General features: G+C 41.5%; 12 protein-coding genes. 5 read left to right on the top strand and 7 right to left on the bottom strand.

The window, feature by feature from the left end; translation table 11 throughout:
* Positions 1–363 precede the first annotated feature (363 nt).
* From KBF71_07120 to KBF71_07110, 3 genes are read right to left on the bottom strand one after another with little or no spacing between them, the layout of a single operon-like run.
* Positions 364–2,160 carry an acyl-CoA dehydrogenase C-terminal domain-containing protein gene (locus KBF71_07120; GenBank protein ID MBP9878080.1) on the bottom strand — a complete coding sequence of 599 codons (1,797 nt, stop codon included), beginning with the start codon at positions 2,158–2,160 and terminating at the stop codon, positions 364–366.
* Between the two features lie 15 nt (positions 2,161–2,175).
* On the bottom strand, positions 2,176–4,527 hold the full coding sequence (locus KBF71_07115) for a 3-hydroxyacyl-CoA dehydrogenase/enoyl-CoA hydratase family protein (protein ID MBP9878079.1): 2,352 nt from the start codon (positions 4,525–4,527) through the stop codon (positions 2,176–2,178).
* An 11-nt stretch (positions 4,528–4,538) separates the two neighbouring features.
* Positions 4,539–5,678, bottom strand: coding sequence for a thiolase family protein (locus KBF71_07110; GenBank protein ID MBP9878078.1), 1,140 nt, complete (start codon positions 5,676–5,678; stop codon positions 4,539–4,541).
* A gap of 673 nt (positions 5,679–6,351) precedes the next feature.
* Here KBF71_07110 and KBF71_07105 point away from each other — a divergent pair.
* The 5 genes from KBF71_07105 to KBF71_07085 all read left to right on the top strand — a co-directional run bounded on the left by KBF71_07105 (position 6,352) and on the right by KBF71_07085 (position 12,336).
* Positions 6,352–6,621 carry a succinate dehydrogenase assembly factor 2 gene (locus tag KBF71_07105; protein MBP9878077.1) on the top strand — a complete coding sequence of 90 codons (270 nt, stop codon included), beginning with the start codon at positions 6,352–6,354 and terminating at the stop codon, positions 6,619–6,621.
* A gap of 132 nt (positions 6,622–6,753) precedes the next feature.
* Positions 6,754–7,218: a DUF2750 domain-containing protein gene (locus KBF71_07100; protein ID MBP9878076.1), complete on the top strand. Its 465-nt coding sequence runs from the start codon at positions 6,754–6,756 to the stop codon at positions 7,216–7,218.
* Between the two features lie 526 nt (positions 7,219–7,744).
* The gene (locus KBF71_07095; GenBank protein MBP9878075.1) at positions 7,745–10,354 is read left to right on the top strand and encodes a PAS domain S-box protein; all 2,610 of its coding nucleotides are present in this window, start codon (positions 7,745–7,747) and stop codon (positions 10,352–10,354) included.
* 95 nt (positions 10,355–10,449) lie between these two features.
* Positions 10,450–11,529, top strand: a complete 1,080-nt coding sequence (gene recA / locus KBF71_07090; GenBank protein ID MBP9878074.1) for a recombinase RecA — start codon at positions 10,450–10,452, stop codon at positions 11,527–11,529.
* Between the two features lie 492 nt (positions 11,530–12,021).
* On the top strand, positions 12,022–12,336 hold the full coding sequence (locus KBF71_07085; GenBank protein MBP9878073.1) for a hypothetical protein: 315 nt from the start codon (positions 12,022–12,024) through the stop codon (positions 12,334–12,336).
* A gap of 281 nt (positions 12,337–12,617) precedes the next feature.
* Here KBF71_07085 and KBF71_07080 read toward each other — a convergent pair whose 3' ends face one another.
* From KBF71_07080 to KBF71_07065, 4 genes are all read right to left on the bottom strand, one after another.
* On the bottom strand, positions 12,618–13,364 hold the full coding sequence (locus KBF71_07080; protein ID MBP9878072.1) for a hypothetical protein: 747 nt from the start codon (positions 13,362–13,364) through the stop codon (positions 12,618–12,620).
* A gap of 110 nt (positions 13,365–13,474) precedes the next feature.
* Positions 13,475–16,837, bottom strand: coding sequence for a hypothetical protein (locus tag KBF71_07075; protein ID MBP9878071.1), 3,363 nt, complete (start codon positions 16,835–16,837; stop codon positions 13,475–13,477).
* Between the two features lie 19 nt (positions 16,838–16,856).
* On the bottom strand, positions 16,857–17,561 hold the full coding sequence (locus KBF71_07070) for an OmpA family protein (GenBank protein ID MBP9878070.1): 705 nt from the start codon (positions 17,559–17,561) through the stop codon (positions 16,857–16,859).
* Positions 17,558–17,800, bottom strand: a 243-nt coding sequence (locus tag KBF71_07065; GenBank protein ID MBP9878069.1) for a hypothetical protein, incomplete at its 5' end; no start/stop codon positions are given. The genes KBF71_07070 and KBF71_07065, both read right to left, overlap by 4 nt.

Below are 17,800 nucleotides of genomic sequence, written 5' to 3'. Positions count from 1 at the left end.
GAGCAATAGATTTAGATCAGATGGAAAAATACACTCCCGTAAATTTATACTCTAAGTTATAATCGAAAAAGTGTTACCTATGTCCCCGCACATTCGTTACCCATGTCTCCGGTCTGTACACCTTCGCAGGGATGAAAAAGGAATATGGGAAATGAGATGCGATAATAAATTCAGCATGAGAGATATACACACAATTTCACAGAAAAAGCGTCACTCAGAGCCCTCCTTCAGGAGGGCGTGGAGTCTCTGCCATATAACAACAAACATTGCACTCAATTTTGAGTTGATGAGATTCCACGCCACACCTTTATGGTGTGGCTCTGAATGACGATTCTCTAATCCTTGCAGTCAAAGTACTTGTTATCAAAACTCAGTGGCATCAAAATCCATCAGTGGTTTTGCACCAGACATAATCTTCGCAAACAGAGAATTTGTCTCTGGCATCATGCGCTCCATAAAAAAGCGCGCGGTCTTGATCTTTGTCTCATAAAAAGCCTTTTGGCCAGTTGCATCGCCCTTTTTCAGTCCTTCCACAGCGGCTTCAGCCATCTTCATCCACATATAGCCAATCGCAACAAACCCAAACAGATGCAAATAATCAGAAGCAGCGGCTCCTGCTTCATCCGGATTTGCCATGCCTTTTTGCGCAATCTGAATTGTCGCCTGTTGCAACTTCCCAAGCGCTTTTACCAATGGCATCATGAGCTCAACCAGCTCAGGTATTTCCTGCCATCTCTCTAAATCAGCTTGAAGCGGATGGAAGAACCGACGCAGCAACCGTCCTGCGCCTTGAGACAATTTCCGGCCCACAAGATCAAGTGCTTGAATACCGTTTGTTCCTTCATAAATTTGTGAAATACGCGCATCTCTCACAAATTGCTCCATCCCATATTCATGAATATAGCCATAGCCACCAAAGACCTGAACACCCAGGTTCGTTGACAAAAATCCGTAATCGGTCAAAAAGCCTTTAATAATCGGAATCAAAAGCGCAACCAAATCATCCGCAGCTTCACGTGTTTTCGGATCAGGGTGTTTGATCGACTCATCAATCTTCATCCCAACCATGCAAGCCAAGGCTCTTGCCCCTTCAACAAATGCCTTAATGGTGAGCAAATTACGACGCACATCCGGATGCACAATGATCGGATCCGCTGGCTTATCTGGAAAAACAGCTCCCTTGAGTGAACGCATCTGCAAACGATCTTTTGCATAGATCACCGCATTTTGATAACTCACATCAGCAAGACCAAGCCCTTGCATACCAACAGCCAGACGCGCAGCATTCATCATGGTGAACATTGCTTTCATTCCTTTGTGTGGCTGACCAATCAAATATCCTATTGCATCATCAAAGTTCATCACGCAAGTCGCTGATGCCCTAATCCCCATTTTATGTTCAATCGATCCGCACTGAACATGATTTTTAAGCCCAGGCGTTCCGTCTTCCTTCAGCAAATACTTAGGTGCTAAAAAGAGACTGATCCCCTTAATCCCTTCAGGCGCATTTGGCAAGCGCGCGAGCACAAGGTGCAAAATATTTTCTGTAAGATCATGTTCACCAGCACTGATGAAGATCTTTGTTCCTGTAATTTTGTATGAACCATCATTTTGAGGAACAGCTTTTGTTTTAATCAGCCCAAGATCCGTTCCGCACTGCGGCTCTGTTAAACACATCGTGCCTGACCAAACACCTGAGATAAGCTTTGGTAAATATTGTTTTTTGAGCTCTTCCGTTCCATGCTGCAATAACGCATCGTAAGCACCGTGTGAAAGACCAGGATACATCCCGAAAGAAATATTCGCAGCGCAAATCATTTCTTGCAAGGTAAAGTTCATAAAGTGCGGAAGACCTTGTCCACCATATTCAGGATCACAAGAAAGTGATGCCCAGCCTGATTCAGAAAAGATCTTATAGGCTTCTTTAAAGCCTTTTGGCGTTCTCACAGTTCCATTTTCAAAATGACAGCCCTCTTCATCACCAAAAAGGTTCAAAGGTTGAATCTCATTCTCACAGAATTTTGCAGCCTCTTCAAGAACCTGCTCTAGAAGATCCATTGAAAATTCTTGATAATCCGGCAAAGTCAGAATCGATTCAGCACTAAAAACATCTTTGAAAATAAACTTATAATCATCGATAGGCGCTTTATAAATGGGCATGGGAACCTCTTTTCATTAATTACGGAGTGGTTTTCCTGTGGTGAGCATATGTTCAATACGAGCCATTGTGCCTTCTGTTTTAAAGAGCGGCACAATATTCGCAATTTCCAATTTCAGAATCTCTTCTTCAGGGCACGGATCGGTCATATCAAATGAACCGCCTGTTAAAACATTTGCGAGGCGATCAAGCACAACTTCATCATGAGGCAAAACAATACCCTGCTTTTTAAAGCCATCAATCGCCATTTGGATTGCCGCTTTACCGCTCGCTCCTGGCATTGAGAATATGTGCTTTTCAGGCGCTTGATAATCTGCAACCATTGACAAAGCTTTTTCTTTCGCTGTAGAAAGCAAACGATCTCTATTCATTACGATCTCATCAATACCTCTGCGCAGGAACTTCAAATCATAAGCTTCTGCTGCTGATGTTGAAACCTTTGCCATCGAAATGGTTTCAAAAGCTTTCATCACTTTTGGCATCGGGCCTCTTGGTGATTTTTTATCCTCATCCCAACGGCGCAGGAGTTCTTTACAACCGCCCCAGCCAGGAATCACCCCAACACCTGCCTCAACCAAACCAATGTAACTTTCTGCATGAGCGCAAACAGCATCACAATGGAGCAGAATCTCACACCCACCACCCAAAGCCATGCCTGAAGGTGCCCCCACAACAGGGAATGGTGCATATTTCAATTTTTCATAAGTCATCTGACCTTGCTCAACGGCTGATTCAGCTTGAGTCCATAGGCCTAAGTTCAGCAAGAACATGACCATGCCCAGATTCACGCCCACAGAGAATTGCTCAGCCTCGTTATAAACAACCAGAGCCTTGTATGAGTCTGTGTTTTTGATCAGCGATATTGTCTCAAGCAAAAGACCTAGGATCTGGTCATCAACAGAATTCATTTTGGATTGGAATTCGAAACAAAGAACGCCATCGCCAATATCCCAGAGCGCCGCTGATGCATTTTTCTTCACTGGTTTTTGAGTGAGTTTTAAATCTTCAAGCAGAATGACATTCTCAGCACGCTTGAGCGGTCTATATCCTGACTTTCCATCAAAAATCATGCGCTGATTATTGTCAATCTTGTAGAATGAACCGCTACCAACAGCTTCAAGCAATGCAGGCACAGCATAACCATCCTTTGCAAGAGCGGCCTTAAGCCAAGCCGAGCTAACACGATTCATCAACTCAAAGGGTCCATATTTCCAATTGTAACCCATTTTCATGGCTTCATCGATTGTGAAGAGATCATCTGCCACTTGTGAGGCGATCTCGAGCACATAATGAGCAATGGCTAAAAAGGCTTTACGGGCAAAGAGCCCAGCTTTATCTGGCGCATCCAAAAAAGCTGCCAGATTTTTTTTCGCAAGATCTGTCGAAGGCAACGATGCCTTTTCAGAATTCTGATAGGTTCCAGTCTTCAGATTGATCGATTGTTTAACTTTTTTATCGCCTGTTGATTCAGGATCCAGACGATAAAAACCGCCCTTTCCTTTACGCCCCGTATAACCATCTTTGATCATCTTGTCTAAAAGCGGCCAAGGACGATAGAGCTTATTGTAAGCATCGCTCGCCGGAAGAGAGTCTTTTAAAGACATCGCCAAATGTGGCATCAAATCAAGCCCCACCAAATCAGCAAGACCAAAAACACCTGTTTTCGGGAAGCCAAAAGGTCTGCTCATCACAGCATCTGCTTCTTCAACGGTCAATCCTTGATCAACAGCGCCATTAAAAGCACATTGAATCCAATAGATCCCAATGCGGTTCGCAATAAAGGCTGGTGAATCTTTGCACAAGGCAACGCCTTTTCCTAAATGATAATCAACAAAATCCGTGACGCGTTTTTGCTGAGCTTTGTTTGTTTTCGAACCCACAACAATCTCAATCAAACGCATATAGCGCGGCGGATTGAAAAAGTGTGTGATCAAAAAATCTTGCTGGAATGATTCAGGAAAGCCTTCCACCAAAGAATGAACTGGGATCGTTGATGTGTTTGATGACACAATCGATCCTTTTTTGCGCACGGCATCAATCTTTTTATAGAGATCACGTTTGATCTCTTTCTTTTCAATCACAACCTCAATAATCCAATCAGCCTCACCAAGCAATGACATGTCATCTTCAAGATTTGCTGGTTGAACGCGATCAGCAAAGCGCGGATGCATAAAGGCCGCTGGCTTATCTTTCAGCAATTTCTGAATCGCCTTTTTAGCAAGCATTGAGCGATCTTCTGCCCCTTGTGGCACAATATCCATCAAGATCACATCAAATCCAGCATTTGCGATTTGAGCAGCGATTCCGCTCCCCATCACGCCAGAGCCAATCACGGCTACTTTTTGAATCGTTGATTCTTTATTGCTCATGAGTAACCACCCTAAATTGATTCAAGTATTGTTGCAATCCCTTGCCCGCCCCCAATACATTGGGTTGCTAAAGCATATTTTCCGCCTTCTCTTTTCAAGAGCTGCGCTGCTTTACCTGTAATTCTTGCACCGGTTGCCCCTAACGGATGGCCAAGCGCTAGAGCACCGCCATCAATATTGATTTTCTTTAAATCAAGACCCAAGTCTTGAATGCAAGCCAAAGCTTGTGATGAAAAAGCTTCGTTCAATTCAATCACATCCAGATCTTTCACTTCAAGTCCTGCGCGCTTGAGCGCTTTTTTTGTTGCAAACACAGGACCAAGACCCATTGTTTCAGGCTTACAGCCAGCAACAGCAATCGATTTGATCTTCGCCAAAATTGGCAATTTATGCTTTTTTGCATACTCAAGTGTTGTCACAAGTGTGGCCGATGCGCCATCTGTCAAAGGAGAGGAAGTCGCTGCTGTTACGCTCCCATTCTGATCAAAGACCGGTTTTAACTCTGCAATGCTTTCAGCTGTTGTTTCAGGACGGATACAGCCATCTTCAGACACAAGCTCTTTACCCATTTGGATTGCAATAATTTCATCTTTAAACTTGCCTTCATCGCGCGCTTTTGTTGCTCTTTGATGAGAGATAACAGCGAGCTCTTCTTGCTTTTTACGTGAGATTTGATATTCACGCGCCACATTTTCAGCTGTAAGACCCATCGCAATATAGGCCTGAGGCATTTTTTCAAGAAGCAACGGACTTGGCATCGGGTTAAAACCTGTCATTGGCACGCGAGACATCGATTCAATGCCTGCACAAATGAAAACCTCACCAGCACCCATTTGAATATTCCCAGCTGCCATATGGATAGACTGCATGCTTGATCCACAAAAGCGATTCACTGTTGTACCTGCAATGCTAATTGGCAGACCTGCGAGTAACACAACAAGCCTTGCAACGTTGAATCCTTGTTCTGCTTCCGGAAAAGCACAACCCATAATGAGGTCTTCAATATCATCTGGCTGAACACCTGTTTTGTCAACGAGTCCTCGAACGACTTGCGCTGCCATCTCATCAGGGCGCATCTTTTTCAAAGCACCTTTGTTTGCCAATGTAAATGGACTTCTTACATAGCCTGCAATCACAACTTCTTTTTCCATTTTCGTTACCTCATCTCTCAGATTATGGATATTATTTTCTAATACTATCCATGAATTCCATTAAAGTTTCTTTAATATGTTTTGAGAGACGAAGACATTCGAGTTTAAGTAGCAATATTGAAAGCCGTCATTCAGAGCCGACCCCTTAAGGGGAGGCGTGGAATCTCATAAATCAAGAAATTAAAAGCAATTATTGTTGAAACATTGCGAGACTCCACTGGCATTCCGTCTTCGCCAAGGCCACGACGAAAGGCCCTCTGAGTGACGATTATCTTGACATGCATCAATCTCTGAAGACACAAGAGTTGAGACAAAAATAAAACGGCCGCAAAAGCGACCGTTTCGTGGGAATAAAATAAGGTACTGGAGACCTTTACACAACAAACAACACTGGAAAATCGTTTGTCATGCCTAAAAATACGTCTAGTTCTTTAAAAAAGATTTACTTCATTCAAATCTTAATCAGGGATTTCTTGGTCATTGAGACCTATCATTCCGTCTTAAGTGTTCTCAATTTACCAGAACCAAAATAAATCGTCAACAGTTTTGTTAATGACAAAGTAAAAAAATTAAAATTTGATGAATAGCCTGAAAAACTCTTGCTTGAAACCGACATTTTCATTGCCTCCATTCAAAAATCATGCCAGATTGAGATTTAACAAAAAGGATAAAAATGGGTCACTCAATCATAAACACGCTCGATTTTAAACGACGCAAGCTCTCTTTTCGCTCAGGACACAGAGGCACCAAAGAGATGGACATTCTTTTAACACGTTTTGCAATGCAATATCTCGAAACACTCACAGAGGATCAACTCAGCCTTTATGAAACTTTTCTAGAAGAAAGCGATACAGATATTTATGATTGGCTAACAAATAAATCGCCCCTACCAGAAAAATATCGTGCCTCATTCCAGTTTCTGTTTAAAGATCTGATGAAGTAGGCGTACCTCTCCCCTTACTTTCTTTATACCACACTCAAGCATTGCTTGTGGGATTTTTTTTCATTATCTTTTGACAAAGAGGATCAGAAGTGTTTAAATGCAGACTAAATTTCCAAAGATGAGGTATATGATATGGATATTAAAGTAGAAAATTCTCCTGTTGATCAGTTTTTTAAAGACGTTATTTCAAGCAAAAAAGTTTATGTTTTAGCTGATGGAGAGCATCTTGTTCTCGTTCCATCGAATGAATATGCATATGATAGCAGCGACATTGAAGATATCGACCCTGAAGCGTTAGACGATCTAGACGCTGACGATCTTGAAGAAGCCAATGATGAAGCTGACGAAGGTGAAATTCCTTTCCGCGTTTTACCTGTGTGGTCACAATCTTACACAAAGCAAGCCCATCTTTTTGCTGAAGATTTTGAAGTGAAAGAGATTGAACTTGAAGACTTACTCGCCCTTCTTTCTGATTTTGAAGAAGAACAAGATCTGCTCATCGGCCCAAACTGGGACGAAGACAGCGATTGCGAAGAGCTTTTCCCTGATGAAGTGATGTCAAAGCTTGGCGTCTTTCCTGCAGAAGACAGTGAATAATGAAACGAAAAGAGCCGAGCAATCGGCTCTTTTTTTAGGAGATAAGTATTAAAAAGCTATGCTAACCAAAACCGTCACTCAGAGGGCTCTCAAAAGAGCCCGTGGAGTCTCTGCAATTTATCAATTAGAATTGCACTAAGTTTTTTATATTCTGAGATTCCACGCCACCCCTTATGAGGGGTGGCTCTGAATGACGGGAATAAAAAAAACGCTCTCAACTCACCAACCACTTTTTTTCACGAAACTGCAAAAGACCTCTTGAGGATTTTGTAAAAATCAGTTGATATGTATAAGACGTATGCATAATAAAGTTATGCCCTCCTTGTCATGCCCGCGAAGGCGGGCATCCAGAAGATCTCTCAATAAAGATACAACTGATTGATTAAACTGGATTCCCGCCTTCGCGGGAATGACAAGTGGCGAACCAAGAACTTTAATATTATTAATTCAGTCTAAAAAACTTTAGTATGCAAAAATCTTTATAAGACGATTCTCATCTTCAAAAGAACAGAATCAGAGGTATAATATGCAAGTTCAATTAAAAACATTCAGAAATCGCTTTTCAAAACTTTATTTTCGTCAGCTCATGTCAAATTGGCGCCTAGGTGAATTCGACCTCTCTGGTCAAGCCATTAGCAAAACAGCTACTTACGGCGTTATGACCTTTGCTCTTCTTTCTGCAATTGGTCTTACCGCAAGCTTTATGGATCTTTTCAACTATTCACTCTGGCTACCCATTTCATACATTATCTTTTTGCTTGCTGTTGCTATTTTTGTGATTTGCCGCATTGATATGGCGAGTCAAGATTTGAAACGACACCACACACTTTTGCGCGAAGCCTTCGAATTTGCGCCAGCAGGACGTTTGATCGCTGATGAAAAAGGGCACACAATCTATGTAAACGAGGCCTTTAAAAAATTATTCGAGTTTGAATCAAACATATCTTTGTCTCATCTTGCTTCTCTTTTTGATCATGATCCACAAATGGCTGAACAATTTGCTCAATTACTCAGCAAAACCGCGAAAGGCGAAGCCTCCGAGGAAGAGCTCTTCTTCTACAATTCAGCAGATGAAAAAAGATGGCTTCATATTAAAGCGATGCCAGTGTGGGAACATTACAAAACAAGCCAATGGCGAATTGAAGACATCACCAAGCGCAAAAAAATTCAAACAAAAATTCAAGAAGAGCAAACAAAATTATCTGACTATCTTAACCATGCACCTGTTGGTTTTTATGCCGTCAATGGTGAAGGACACTTCCTCTTTATCAATGAAACCCTTGCAAAATGGCTCGATTGTGAACCTGAACAAATGATCAATTCAGAATTGAAATTGCATGATTTCTTTGTTGATGATTACACAGCTCATGCGCCCTACACCTTCACAAAAGGGAATGAAAATTACCAGCAAGGGCAAGTGGTCATGAAAAGCCGAAATGGCAAGGTCTTCAGAGCTTCGATCAATCAAACTCTTGTCCGAGATGACAAGGGAACTGTCATTAAAACGCGCTCTATCGTGAGGGATTTAACACCTGAACAAGAATGGCAGCAAGCTTTAAGACAATCTCATCAACGCTTTGAATATTTCTTTCAGTCTGCGCCGAATGGTATTGCTCTTGTGAATAGGCAAGGTGAAATTGATGAGTGCAATAAAGCCTTTGCGAGTATCGTTCAAATCAAGAAAGAGAATCTCCTAAAAGAAAATTTTATCGAACTCTTTAAAGAAAAAGACAGAGCTCTTTTAACTGAAAAAATGAATATGACGCTCAAAGGAGAAGAAGCCCTCTATCCGATTGAGCTTGAGCTAGAAGGCGAAGTCCGAAATATTCAGCTCTTTGCAAAATGCCTTGATCTCGGCGATGTGCATGATAATGTGATTATTTTCCACATTATTGACCACACAGAGCAAAAGAATCTAGAAGTTCAATTTGCACAATCCCAAAAAATCCAGGCAATCGGACAATTGGCTGGAGGCGTTGCGCACGATTTCAACAATCTTCTTACAGCCATGATTGGCTTTTGTGATCTCCTTTTAAATCGACATAAGCCAGGGGATCCTTCCTTTGCTGACCTGATGCAAATCAAACAAAATGCCAATCGCGGCGCGAATCTGGTGAAACAGCTCCTCGCTTTCTCCCGCAAGCAAACATTGAAACCGCGCATGATGAATGTCACTGAAGTCCTGGCTGACCTCTCTAACCTTCTCTCAAGGCTTATTGGTGAACAAATTCAGCTCAATATGTACCATGGCCGAGATCTTGGTCTTGTCAAAGTTGACCAAGGGCAGCTTGAGCAGGTCATTATCAACTTGGCTGTAAATGCAAGAGATGCGATGAAAGGCGGTGGTATTCTTGATATCCGAACTTCTCATGTACTCCTGAAAAAAACACTCAAAATCAAACCTGATGATATTCCATCGGGTGAATATGTCTGTATTGAAGTCATTGACAATGGCTCAGGCATCTCAAAAGAAAACATTGAGCTCATTTTTGATCCTTTCTTCTCAACGAAAGAAGTCGGCGCTGGAACAGGCCTCGGGCTTTCAACAGTTTACGGTATCATCCGTCAAAGTAAAGGCTATGTTCGTGTTGAATCTGAGATCGGCAAAGGCTCCCAATTCATCATCTACCTGCCTTATACGGCTCAAGATCCTAAAAAAGTTCCTGCCCCGCCTGTTGAAAAAGAAAAGAAAATCTACGATCTCACAGGTGGCGAAACGATTCTACTTGTAGAAGATGAAGATCCTGTGCGCCTTTTCAGCTCACGCGCTCTGAAAAATAAGGGATACGAAGTGATTGAAGCCTGTAATGGTGAAATGGCTCTTTCTATCCTTGAGGAAAATAAGGACAGGATTGACTTGCTTATTTCAGATGTTGTCATGCCAAACATCGATGGGCCAACACTTTACCGACATGTTTCAAAAATTCGCCCTGATTTAAAATTCATTTTCATCTCTGGATATGCTGAAGATCGCTTTCAGGATCAATTTGAAACAATGGATGAAATTAATTTTCTGCCAAAACCATTCACGCTCAAACAATTGGCTGAAAAAGTCAAGAATGTCCTAGGGGAATATCATCGATTGAAGGCCGAAACAAAAGAGAAACCCTCAGATAAAAACAAGGCAGAAAAATAATGTACATTTTTGAAGAAAAAAGACTTTCCTTCTCGAAAGATTATGTTACAACTAAAAAACACGAACAATTTTCACTCAATCAATAGGGGATATAAATGGCAGAGAAAAAAAAGGAAGTTGTGTCAACAGACAAGAAAAAAGCACTCGAAGCAGCCTTAGGGCAGATTGAACGCGCCTTTGGTAAAGGCTCAATCATGAAACTCGGTGGTGATGGGCTCAAACAAGACATCGAATCCATTTCAACAGGTTCACTCAGCCTCGATTTAGCTTTAGGCATTGGCGGACTTCCAAAGGGTAGAATTGTTGAAATTTATGGCCCTGAAAGCTCTGGTAAAACAACACTCGCTCTTCATTGTATTGCAGAGGCTCAAAAAACAGGCGGATCTTGCGCCTTTGTTGATGCTGAGCATGCGCTTGACCCCTCATATGCAAAAAAGCTTGGCGTGAATATTGATGAACTTCTCATTTCACAGCCCGATGCTGGTGAACAAGCTCTTGAAATCACAGACACATTGGTTCGCTCAGGCGCAATTGATGTTCTGGTCGTTGACTCAGTTGCCGCTCTTGTTCCGCGCGCTGAATTAGAAGGCGAAATGGGTGATTCACACATGGGCTTGCAAGCACGCCTTATGAGCCAAGCCTTACGTAAACTCACAAGCTCAGTCTCAAAATCAAACTGCCTTGTGATCTTCATCAACCAAATCCGTTCAAAAATTGGAGTGATGTTCGGAAACCCTGAAACAACAACGGGCGGTAATGCTCTGAAATTCTATGCTTCTGTTCGCCTTGATATCCGCCGTATTGGCGCTGTCAAAGACAAGGAAGAAATTGTTGGAAACCAAACCCGTGTGAAAGTTGTAAAAAACAAACTTGCTCCTCCTTTCCGCGTTGTGGAGTTCGACATTATGTATGGTGAAGGCGTTAGTAAAACAGGTGAGATTCTAGACTTAGGCGTTAAAGCCAATGTTGTTGAAAAATCTGGCGCATGGTATTCCTTTAATGGGGACCGCATCGGCCAGGGTCGTGAAAACGCGAAACAATATTTACGTGATAATCCAACCATTATGGATGAAATGGAACGCCGCATTCGTGATAATGCAGGTGTTGTTGACAATACAATGGTCACAGGCCCAGGCGATGATGATGAAGCAACAACAGAAGACGCAGCCGCTTAATCACAGAGAGATCCTAAAGACGAAAGGGCGTATGGCAAGACTGTCGTACGCCTTTTTTGTTATGCAGCCTCTCATAAATTGAGACAAGTTAACAGAAAGTTCGGTTTAATAACGTCATATATGGACACCTATGATAAAGTAACAAAAATCGTCATTGCGAACGAGTGAAACGAGTGTGGCAATCTTATCAAAAACTAACACAAAGAGATTGCCACGTCGCTGCCGCTCCTCGCAATGACGAGTGTGTATGTTGCCCATACCGTCATTCAGAGCTCTCCATTCAGGAGGGCGTGGAGCCTCTTCTATACATCATAGGCATTGTATTAGGTTGTTTAGCCTGCTGAGATTCCACGTCGTCCCTTAAAGGGACGACTCTGAATGACGCAAATTGCCACCCTCCCCTCATTTCCTATTGACACTGAGTAAATCATACCCTAACTTGACAAAGCACAATCGTGCATTTGGAGTAACCATCATTTAGAAGGAGATACAATGACTTACGGATTCATACACACAGGCAATAGAACCGCATCTATACAACCAATATATCGCACTCAAGAACCTGGCAATTCAAGCACCAGACGATATTCAGACCAACTCATCCTCGACCTGCTACCAGGATTAAAAAACAAAAACATTGGCTATTATGAAAGCAAAGAACAGATCCACCAAGGCATTCAACCTGAATGGTTAGCAGACATTATGTTGGGACTCAACTTGAGTGAAGGCGATATATGTTTTCTCATGAGCAATCTAAAAGATATTGCGCCTGATTCAAGCATGAGACTTATGAACAAGCATTACTAAAGACGAGATGGGCTATAAACCGTTACTCAGATCCTCTCTGGGTAACGATTTTTCTAACATCACAGATGAGATTTCTACCGCGCTCTCTCTTATCATCCCCGCGACCACCACTTGTCATCCCCGCTTCTACCTTTCTGATCCCCGCACATTCGTTACCCATGTCTCCGGTCTGTACACCTACGCGGGGATGACAGAGGTAGGAGGCGGGCGATGACAAAAGGAAGCAGGTATGACGAGTTGTGAGTTCAGGGTGACTCCATATTCCAAACTCTTCCATCAGTTTACGTGCCGCGCGTTATCACGAAAGGCGCTGGCGGTCCATAGAAAAAATAAAGCACTCTGAGCGTTCTGTTTATTTTAAGAGCATCCACAAGTGCTTGTGCACCTACAGCGCTAATATCATTGTGAGAAAATTCAATCTCTGTCAACCCTTTGTTCACCTCAAGAGCGCACGCAAACGCCTTTGCGCCCGCATCTCTAATCTGGTTACGGCCAAGATTAAGCACTGAAAGACTTGTATTGGTTTCAAGTAGATCAGCCAGCGCCTTTGCCCCCTCATTCCCTATTTGATTATTGTAAAGATTCAAGATTCTCAAGTTAGGATTTTCCCTAAAAAGGTCAGCAAGCACCTTTGCACCTTCATCACCAATTCGGCATCCATAGCCAAAATCCAGCGTCACAAGACTTGAAACCATCTGAAAGTTCTCAGCAAATTCTTTCATTTTTTCATCGTTCATGTTTGAAAGAGACAACTCTCGTAAATTGTGAAACTGGGCAATTTTCTCTAAGGTCGCATCCAAATTTTTCCAGCAAACAGATAGTTTTCCTGATTCTGAGATATATGGCAAGGGCTCTACAGGTAACAATTCTTTCTGTACCTCTCTTTCATATAAAGGCATACCAGCATTTCCTTGGGCACAATCATCATCTTGCACACGACGACTTATATCATTTTCGACCACCGCTCGCGGCTGTGCAATGTCTTGCGTTCTTGGGACTGTATGATAAACTTTAAAAATATCCGCCATGTGTTTTTCCTTTATAAAAGCAGTATTGATCTCTGCATTTTGGAGATTCCATCACAAAATGCAAGGAGAAAATACATTTATACCTTTATCATGCAGAACTCTTAATCTGATCACTGGCTAGCCGAGGATTTACTCTTGTATTTTTTCAGAACCTGGTCAAAAAGATCCACTTCAGAAATACGATTTTTGGCATCCGTTGCGCCTTTTGCCTGCTCATAATCGCGCAGTCTCGTGACCATATTAAAGATCTCTCCCTGGCCCACTTTATCCATAAATCCTTTATATTCATCACGCATCTGCGCAAGGCCAACAGCGTCATTTAACATCGATAAAGCAAGTGCACGTCTTAAAATCACTTGTGCAGCTTCTTGATTCTCTGCTTTTTTCTCGTCACTCACCACCATATCATCTGCACTCTCATTCTGTAAGATTGTGCCAAGATACTGTGCTGAACGCCTCCAATCCTTTGCCTTCCACGCAATATCTTGTTTCAAGACAAGCGCATCTGGTGATGTTTCATTTTCAATTGAAGCCAATGCTTCATCATATTTCTTAAGCTCAGTCAAAATCTTAACTTTAACTAGCCTACGCTTGGCTGCTAAATCATCGTCCCCTCCAAATGCTTCAGATGCCAATAAAGAGTCAAGAGCCTTTTCAGGTTGATGAGTGAGCAACTGAATACTTGCAAGCCTAAGGCCTGCCTCTGCTTTTTCTTTACCCATGAGTCTAAAGTGAACCAAATGGTGGAGAATATCGATCGCATTTTCATTCAGATCTATCTCAACAAGCCGATCTGCTAGTTTTGAGAGAATTAGATCTCCTTGCGCTCCAGGAGGTGTGAGCTCGCTAAAACTGCTATAGATGACAAATGCTTGCGCAGGTGTTGTTTTAAATTCATCGGGCTTCAGAAAAACATTTGCAAATAGCTCTGACATTTTAGCTGGCAAATATTTCACTTCAAGCTCATCGGGAAAAAGTGCAATTGTATCGCGCGCCTTTAAAAGAGCCTGAGGATATTTGCCTGCAGCAACATAAGCATCAAACAGTTTGCGGGCGACATCAACTTCAAATTCATCATCGCGCCAAGCAAACAACATCTGCTCTAATTGCTCTACCAGCTCATCTGGCGTCAATTCTTTTTGCTGAATCGCAATATTAATCAAAGCGAGTTTTGATATTGCTCTATAATAGCGATCTTTTCCTTGTCGGTTTTTTTCATAAGATTGTTTTGCTTCATCAAATTTACCTTGGGCTTGTAAAAGCATCCCATTATAAAAATAATAGGCAGGCATATATTGAGGCCTATTGAGCGCAATCTTGTGAATATTCTCTAAGTAAAGCTCGGCCAAATGCGTTGAATCTGACTTTAAAAACACTTCCAATGCCTTCATAGATAATGGCATTTTTAGAATTTCTGGATAGGTATCCAGCAAAATAGCTCCATTATAAAATAATTCAGATGCATAATAAGGATTTTCTGTCATAGCAGCAAGCCATAGGCCGACCTCCACATTATCACGAATATCTGGGTCATTTAGTATTTTCCATGCTTCATCCGTATCTCCAGAATGAACAAGAGAGGCACCGAGCAAGGCTTTAAAATCTGGATGACTTTTAATGTCAGGATCAAATTCTTGTAAATATCTCAAGATGGCTTGCGCTTCATGAGAATAGCCATGTGCCATATAAAATCTGGCAAAATTCATCCTCTCTAGACCTCTTTGCGCTTCAGGCGCATCAACAATGTCTTTCAATAACTGATCATGAGATATGTAAAACTCTTTATCTGATCCATGTGCCCAATTCTGGAAATCAAAAACAGGCAACTGATTTTTATCATCAGCAGTTTTAGCATCCTTCATTGGCATATTTTGTAAATCTTGACTCTGTGTCATGAGCAGACCTTTTTTAGAAGAAACCTCTGCCCCTTCATTTACATTTCTGACAGCAACACTGTCTGAAATACAACGCACAACAATGCCTTGATAGGCTGGTATAATTTCAAACTCAGGATATTTAAAGAACTCATCAATTGCTTTTCCGGGAATTGAAGATGGGATCACAACCAGTTCATCTCCGATAATTGGATCTTTGAGTTTAATCTGCGTTAATGGATCTTGAGACTTGATCAAAAAGCGCGGCCCTAACCCAAAAGCAGGCTCAGGATAAAAATCAAAGCGAGTTTTCTTGGCAATATCCGTTGGCGCAAAATCAAGCGTCCAAATCGTCATTGATCGCGCAACAACAGGAGAAACCAGGCTCATATCTGGCAGCAAAAATCCTGACCAACCATCACCTTTTAAAAGCTCTATCTTTTCAAGCAATTTTGGGGAACCAGTTATAAGCGACTTCCAATCCTTATCAATCACATGATCAAAGATGATAAATGCATGATCACCTCTCTGAAAAGCTGCCATTGATGCGGGTATACCAAGATCAATACGTAAATATTGTTTTGAACTTTGAATGGTACGATCTGATAAAACCTTATTGCGCGTTTCATCATCTAATAACTTTGTATCTCCGCCCTTCTCAATATCACGCTGTTCCCAGGTTTTATCTGGAAAAGGTGGCATGGGCGAATCTGATTTACTTTGCTTTTCTGAATCTCTGAGCTCATTGAAAACATCAACAACAACAGCATTTTTTGATTGAAAAGATTCAATACGATTCAAATTCTGAGTCCAAAACCTAACATACAAATTACCATCCCTTTCACCTTGCTGAATATCAGATATCAACCGTAGCGGGGTATGCTTAAGCTCAGTAAAATCAGCTCTTGCAAACTTATCAAATTCTACCATCACCATTCTATTTTCATAGGTCACGGCATAAGGCACTGTCTCAGGGAATTCAAAAATCAATCTTTCGAGATTGTCTTTAATCTGCGTTCTGACCCGAATGAGCAAGGGCTGCAAAGGATCCTCTTTGGGTTTTTCTTCCTCTGCTTGAGGCTTTGTATCCGCATCTTTTTGTTTGGCTATGTCTAAGGCCTGTCTTTTTAGATCATCAATTTTTTCTTCATAGCTATTGTCTTTTTTAGGATCGTCTTTTTTTTCAACCGGCTTATTCTTAAAAGTCAAAACCAATTCTTCACCCAAATTGCTTAAATCTAATGTCACTTGCGGATAAGTCTCAAAAACAAAAACTTTACCATTGTTGTGGAGAGAAACAGACTTCACAAAGCCTTCTAACTTATCTTGAATTTTCTCTGGCTCGACATTGATCGGCTCAACAAATGAAACAATAAAACGGTCTTGTATCTTAGCACTTGTAAAAACGGGCTTCTTATTAAAACTAAGGCTTAATTCAGCAAAATCTTGCTTTACACGCACCTGCACCAAGGTATAATTTGTTGAGCTATCTGTATTTTGGCTTTCAGCAACTTGATTCAACACCTCAAAACCATTCCCTTTGATTGTGCCAGCGGCATAAGCATGTTGATTCAAGCCCATCAAAACAATGAGACTCATCCAGAGGACTATTCCAAATTTATTCTGCCATTTTGGACGCATGAATAACAATATCAACCTTTCTTGCCATTTGCTGACGTTTCACCTCAGGGATCGATTGATCCAACAAACTATATTCAGAATCCGCAACACCTTGAACAATAATAGGCTTTCTATACCCCAACTCTTCAAAACGTTGCTCGATCGCCAAAGCTCTTGCAAGCGAGAGATGCCAATTAGACTCATAAGCCCCTAGACGAATAGGCCGAGGGTCTGTATGACCAATCAACTCAATCTGGTTGACTAAACGCATCATTGTATCAACAAGTGTTGACAGCAATTTTTTTGATGAGTCTTTAATTTCATCTGAGTTGTTCTCAAATAAAATGTCATCCGGCAATGAAAGGACAAGACGATCTGGATATTTTTGAATATATCCGAAAATCATCATATCACTTTTTTGAAATTGTTCTTTTAAAATCTTCTCCAGATAATCAATATTCTTTCCTTCTACTTGTCGTAATTTAGGAACATTGAATTGCTGATTGGGCCGAATATAGTCTTTTCTGTTTTCATTGTCAGCACTTGTCTGAAGGACAGACTCAACTGGCTTCCATTTTGTTTGGTCAATTTCAGACATAGAATAAAGGAGCACAAAGAAAACCAGCATTAAACAGACCAGGTCCGAAAAAGTCAAAAGCCAGTTAGTCGATTTATGTTCCCTTTTCTCAAAATCTTCTATCATGGCTGAGCCTCTCTTTGTTCATTTGATTTCCGTACCAAAGGCGCACTTTGATGAAAAATAAAACGAACGGTCGAGGGATCACCGATCTGGATACCAATTCCTATTCTCGATGAATCAACATTGAGATTGGTCATATAAAGCGCGATTTTACCAGCTCTTGCTATATCTAATTGGCGCTGCTCTGTTGTATATTCCTTGCGTAAATGTCTCATCAAATAAAAATCCATCTTGTAAAAACC

This window comes from Alphaproteobacteria bacterium, from assembly GCA_018063245.1.
Lineage (GTDB): Bacteria > Pseudomonadota > Alphaproteobacteria > JAGPBS01 > JAGPBS01 > JAGPBS01.
The sequence above is the reverse complement of the archived record's forward strand: the minus strand, read 5'-3'. Positions and strand labels throughout refer to the sequence as shown.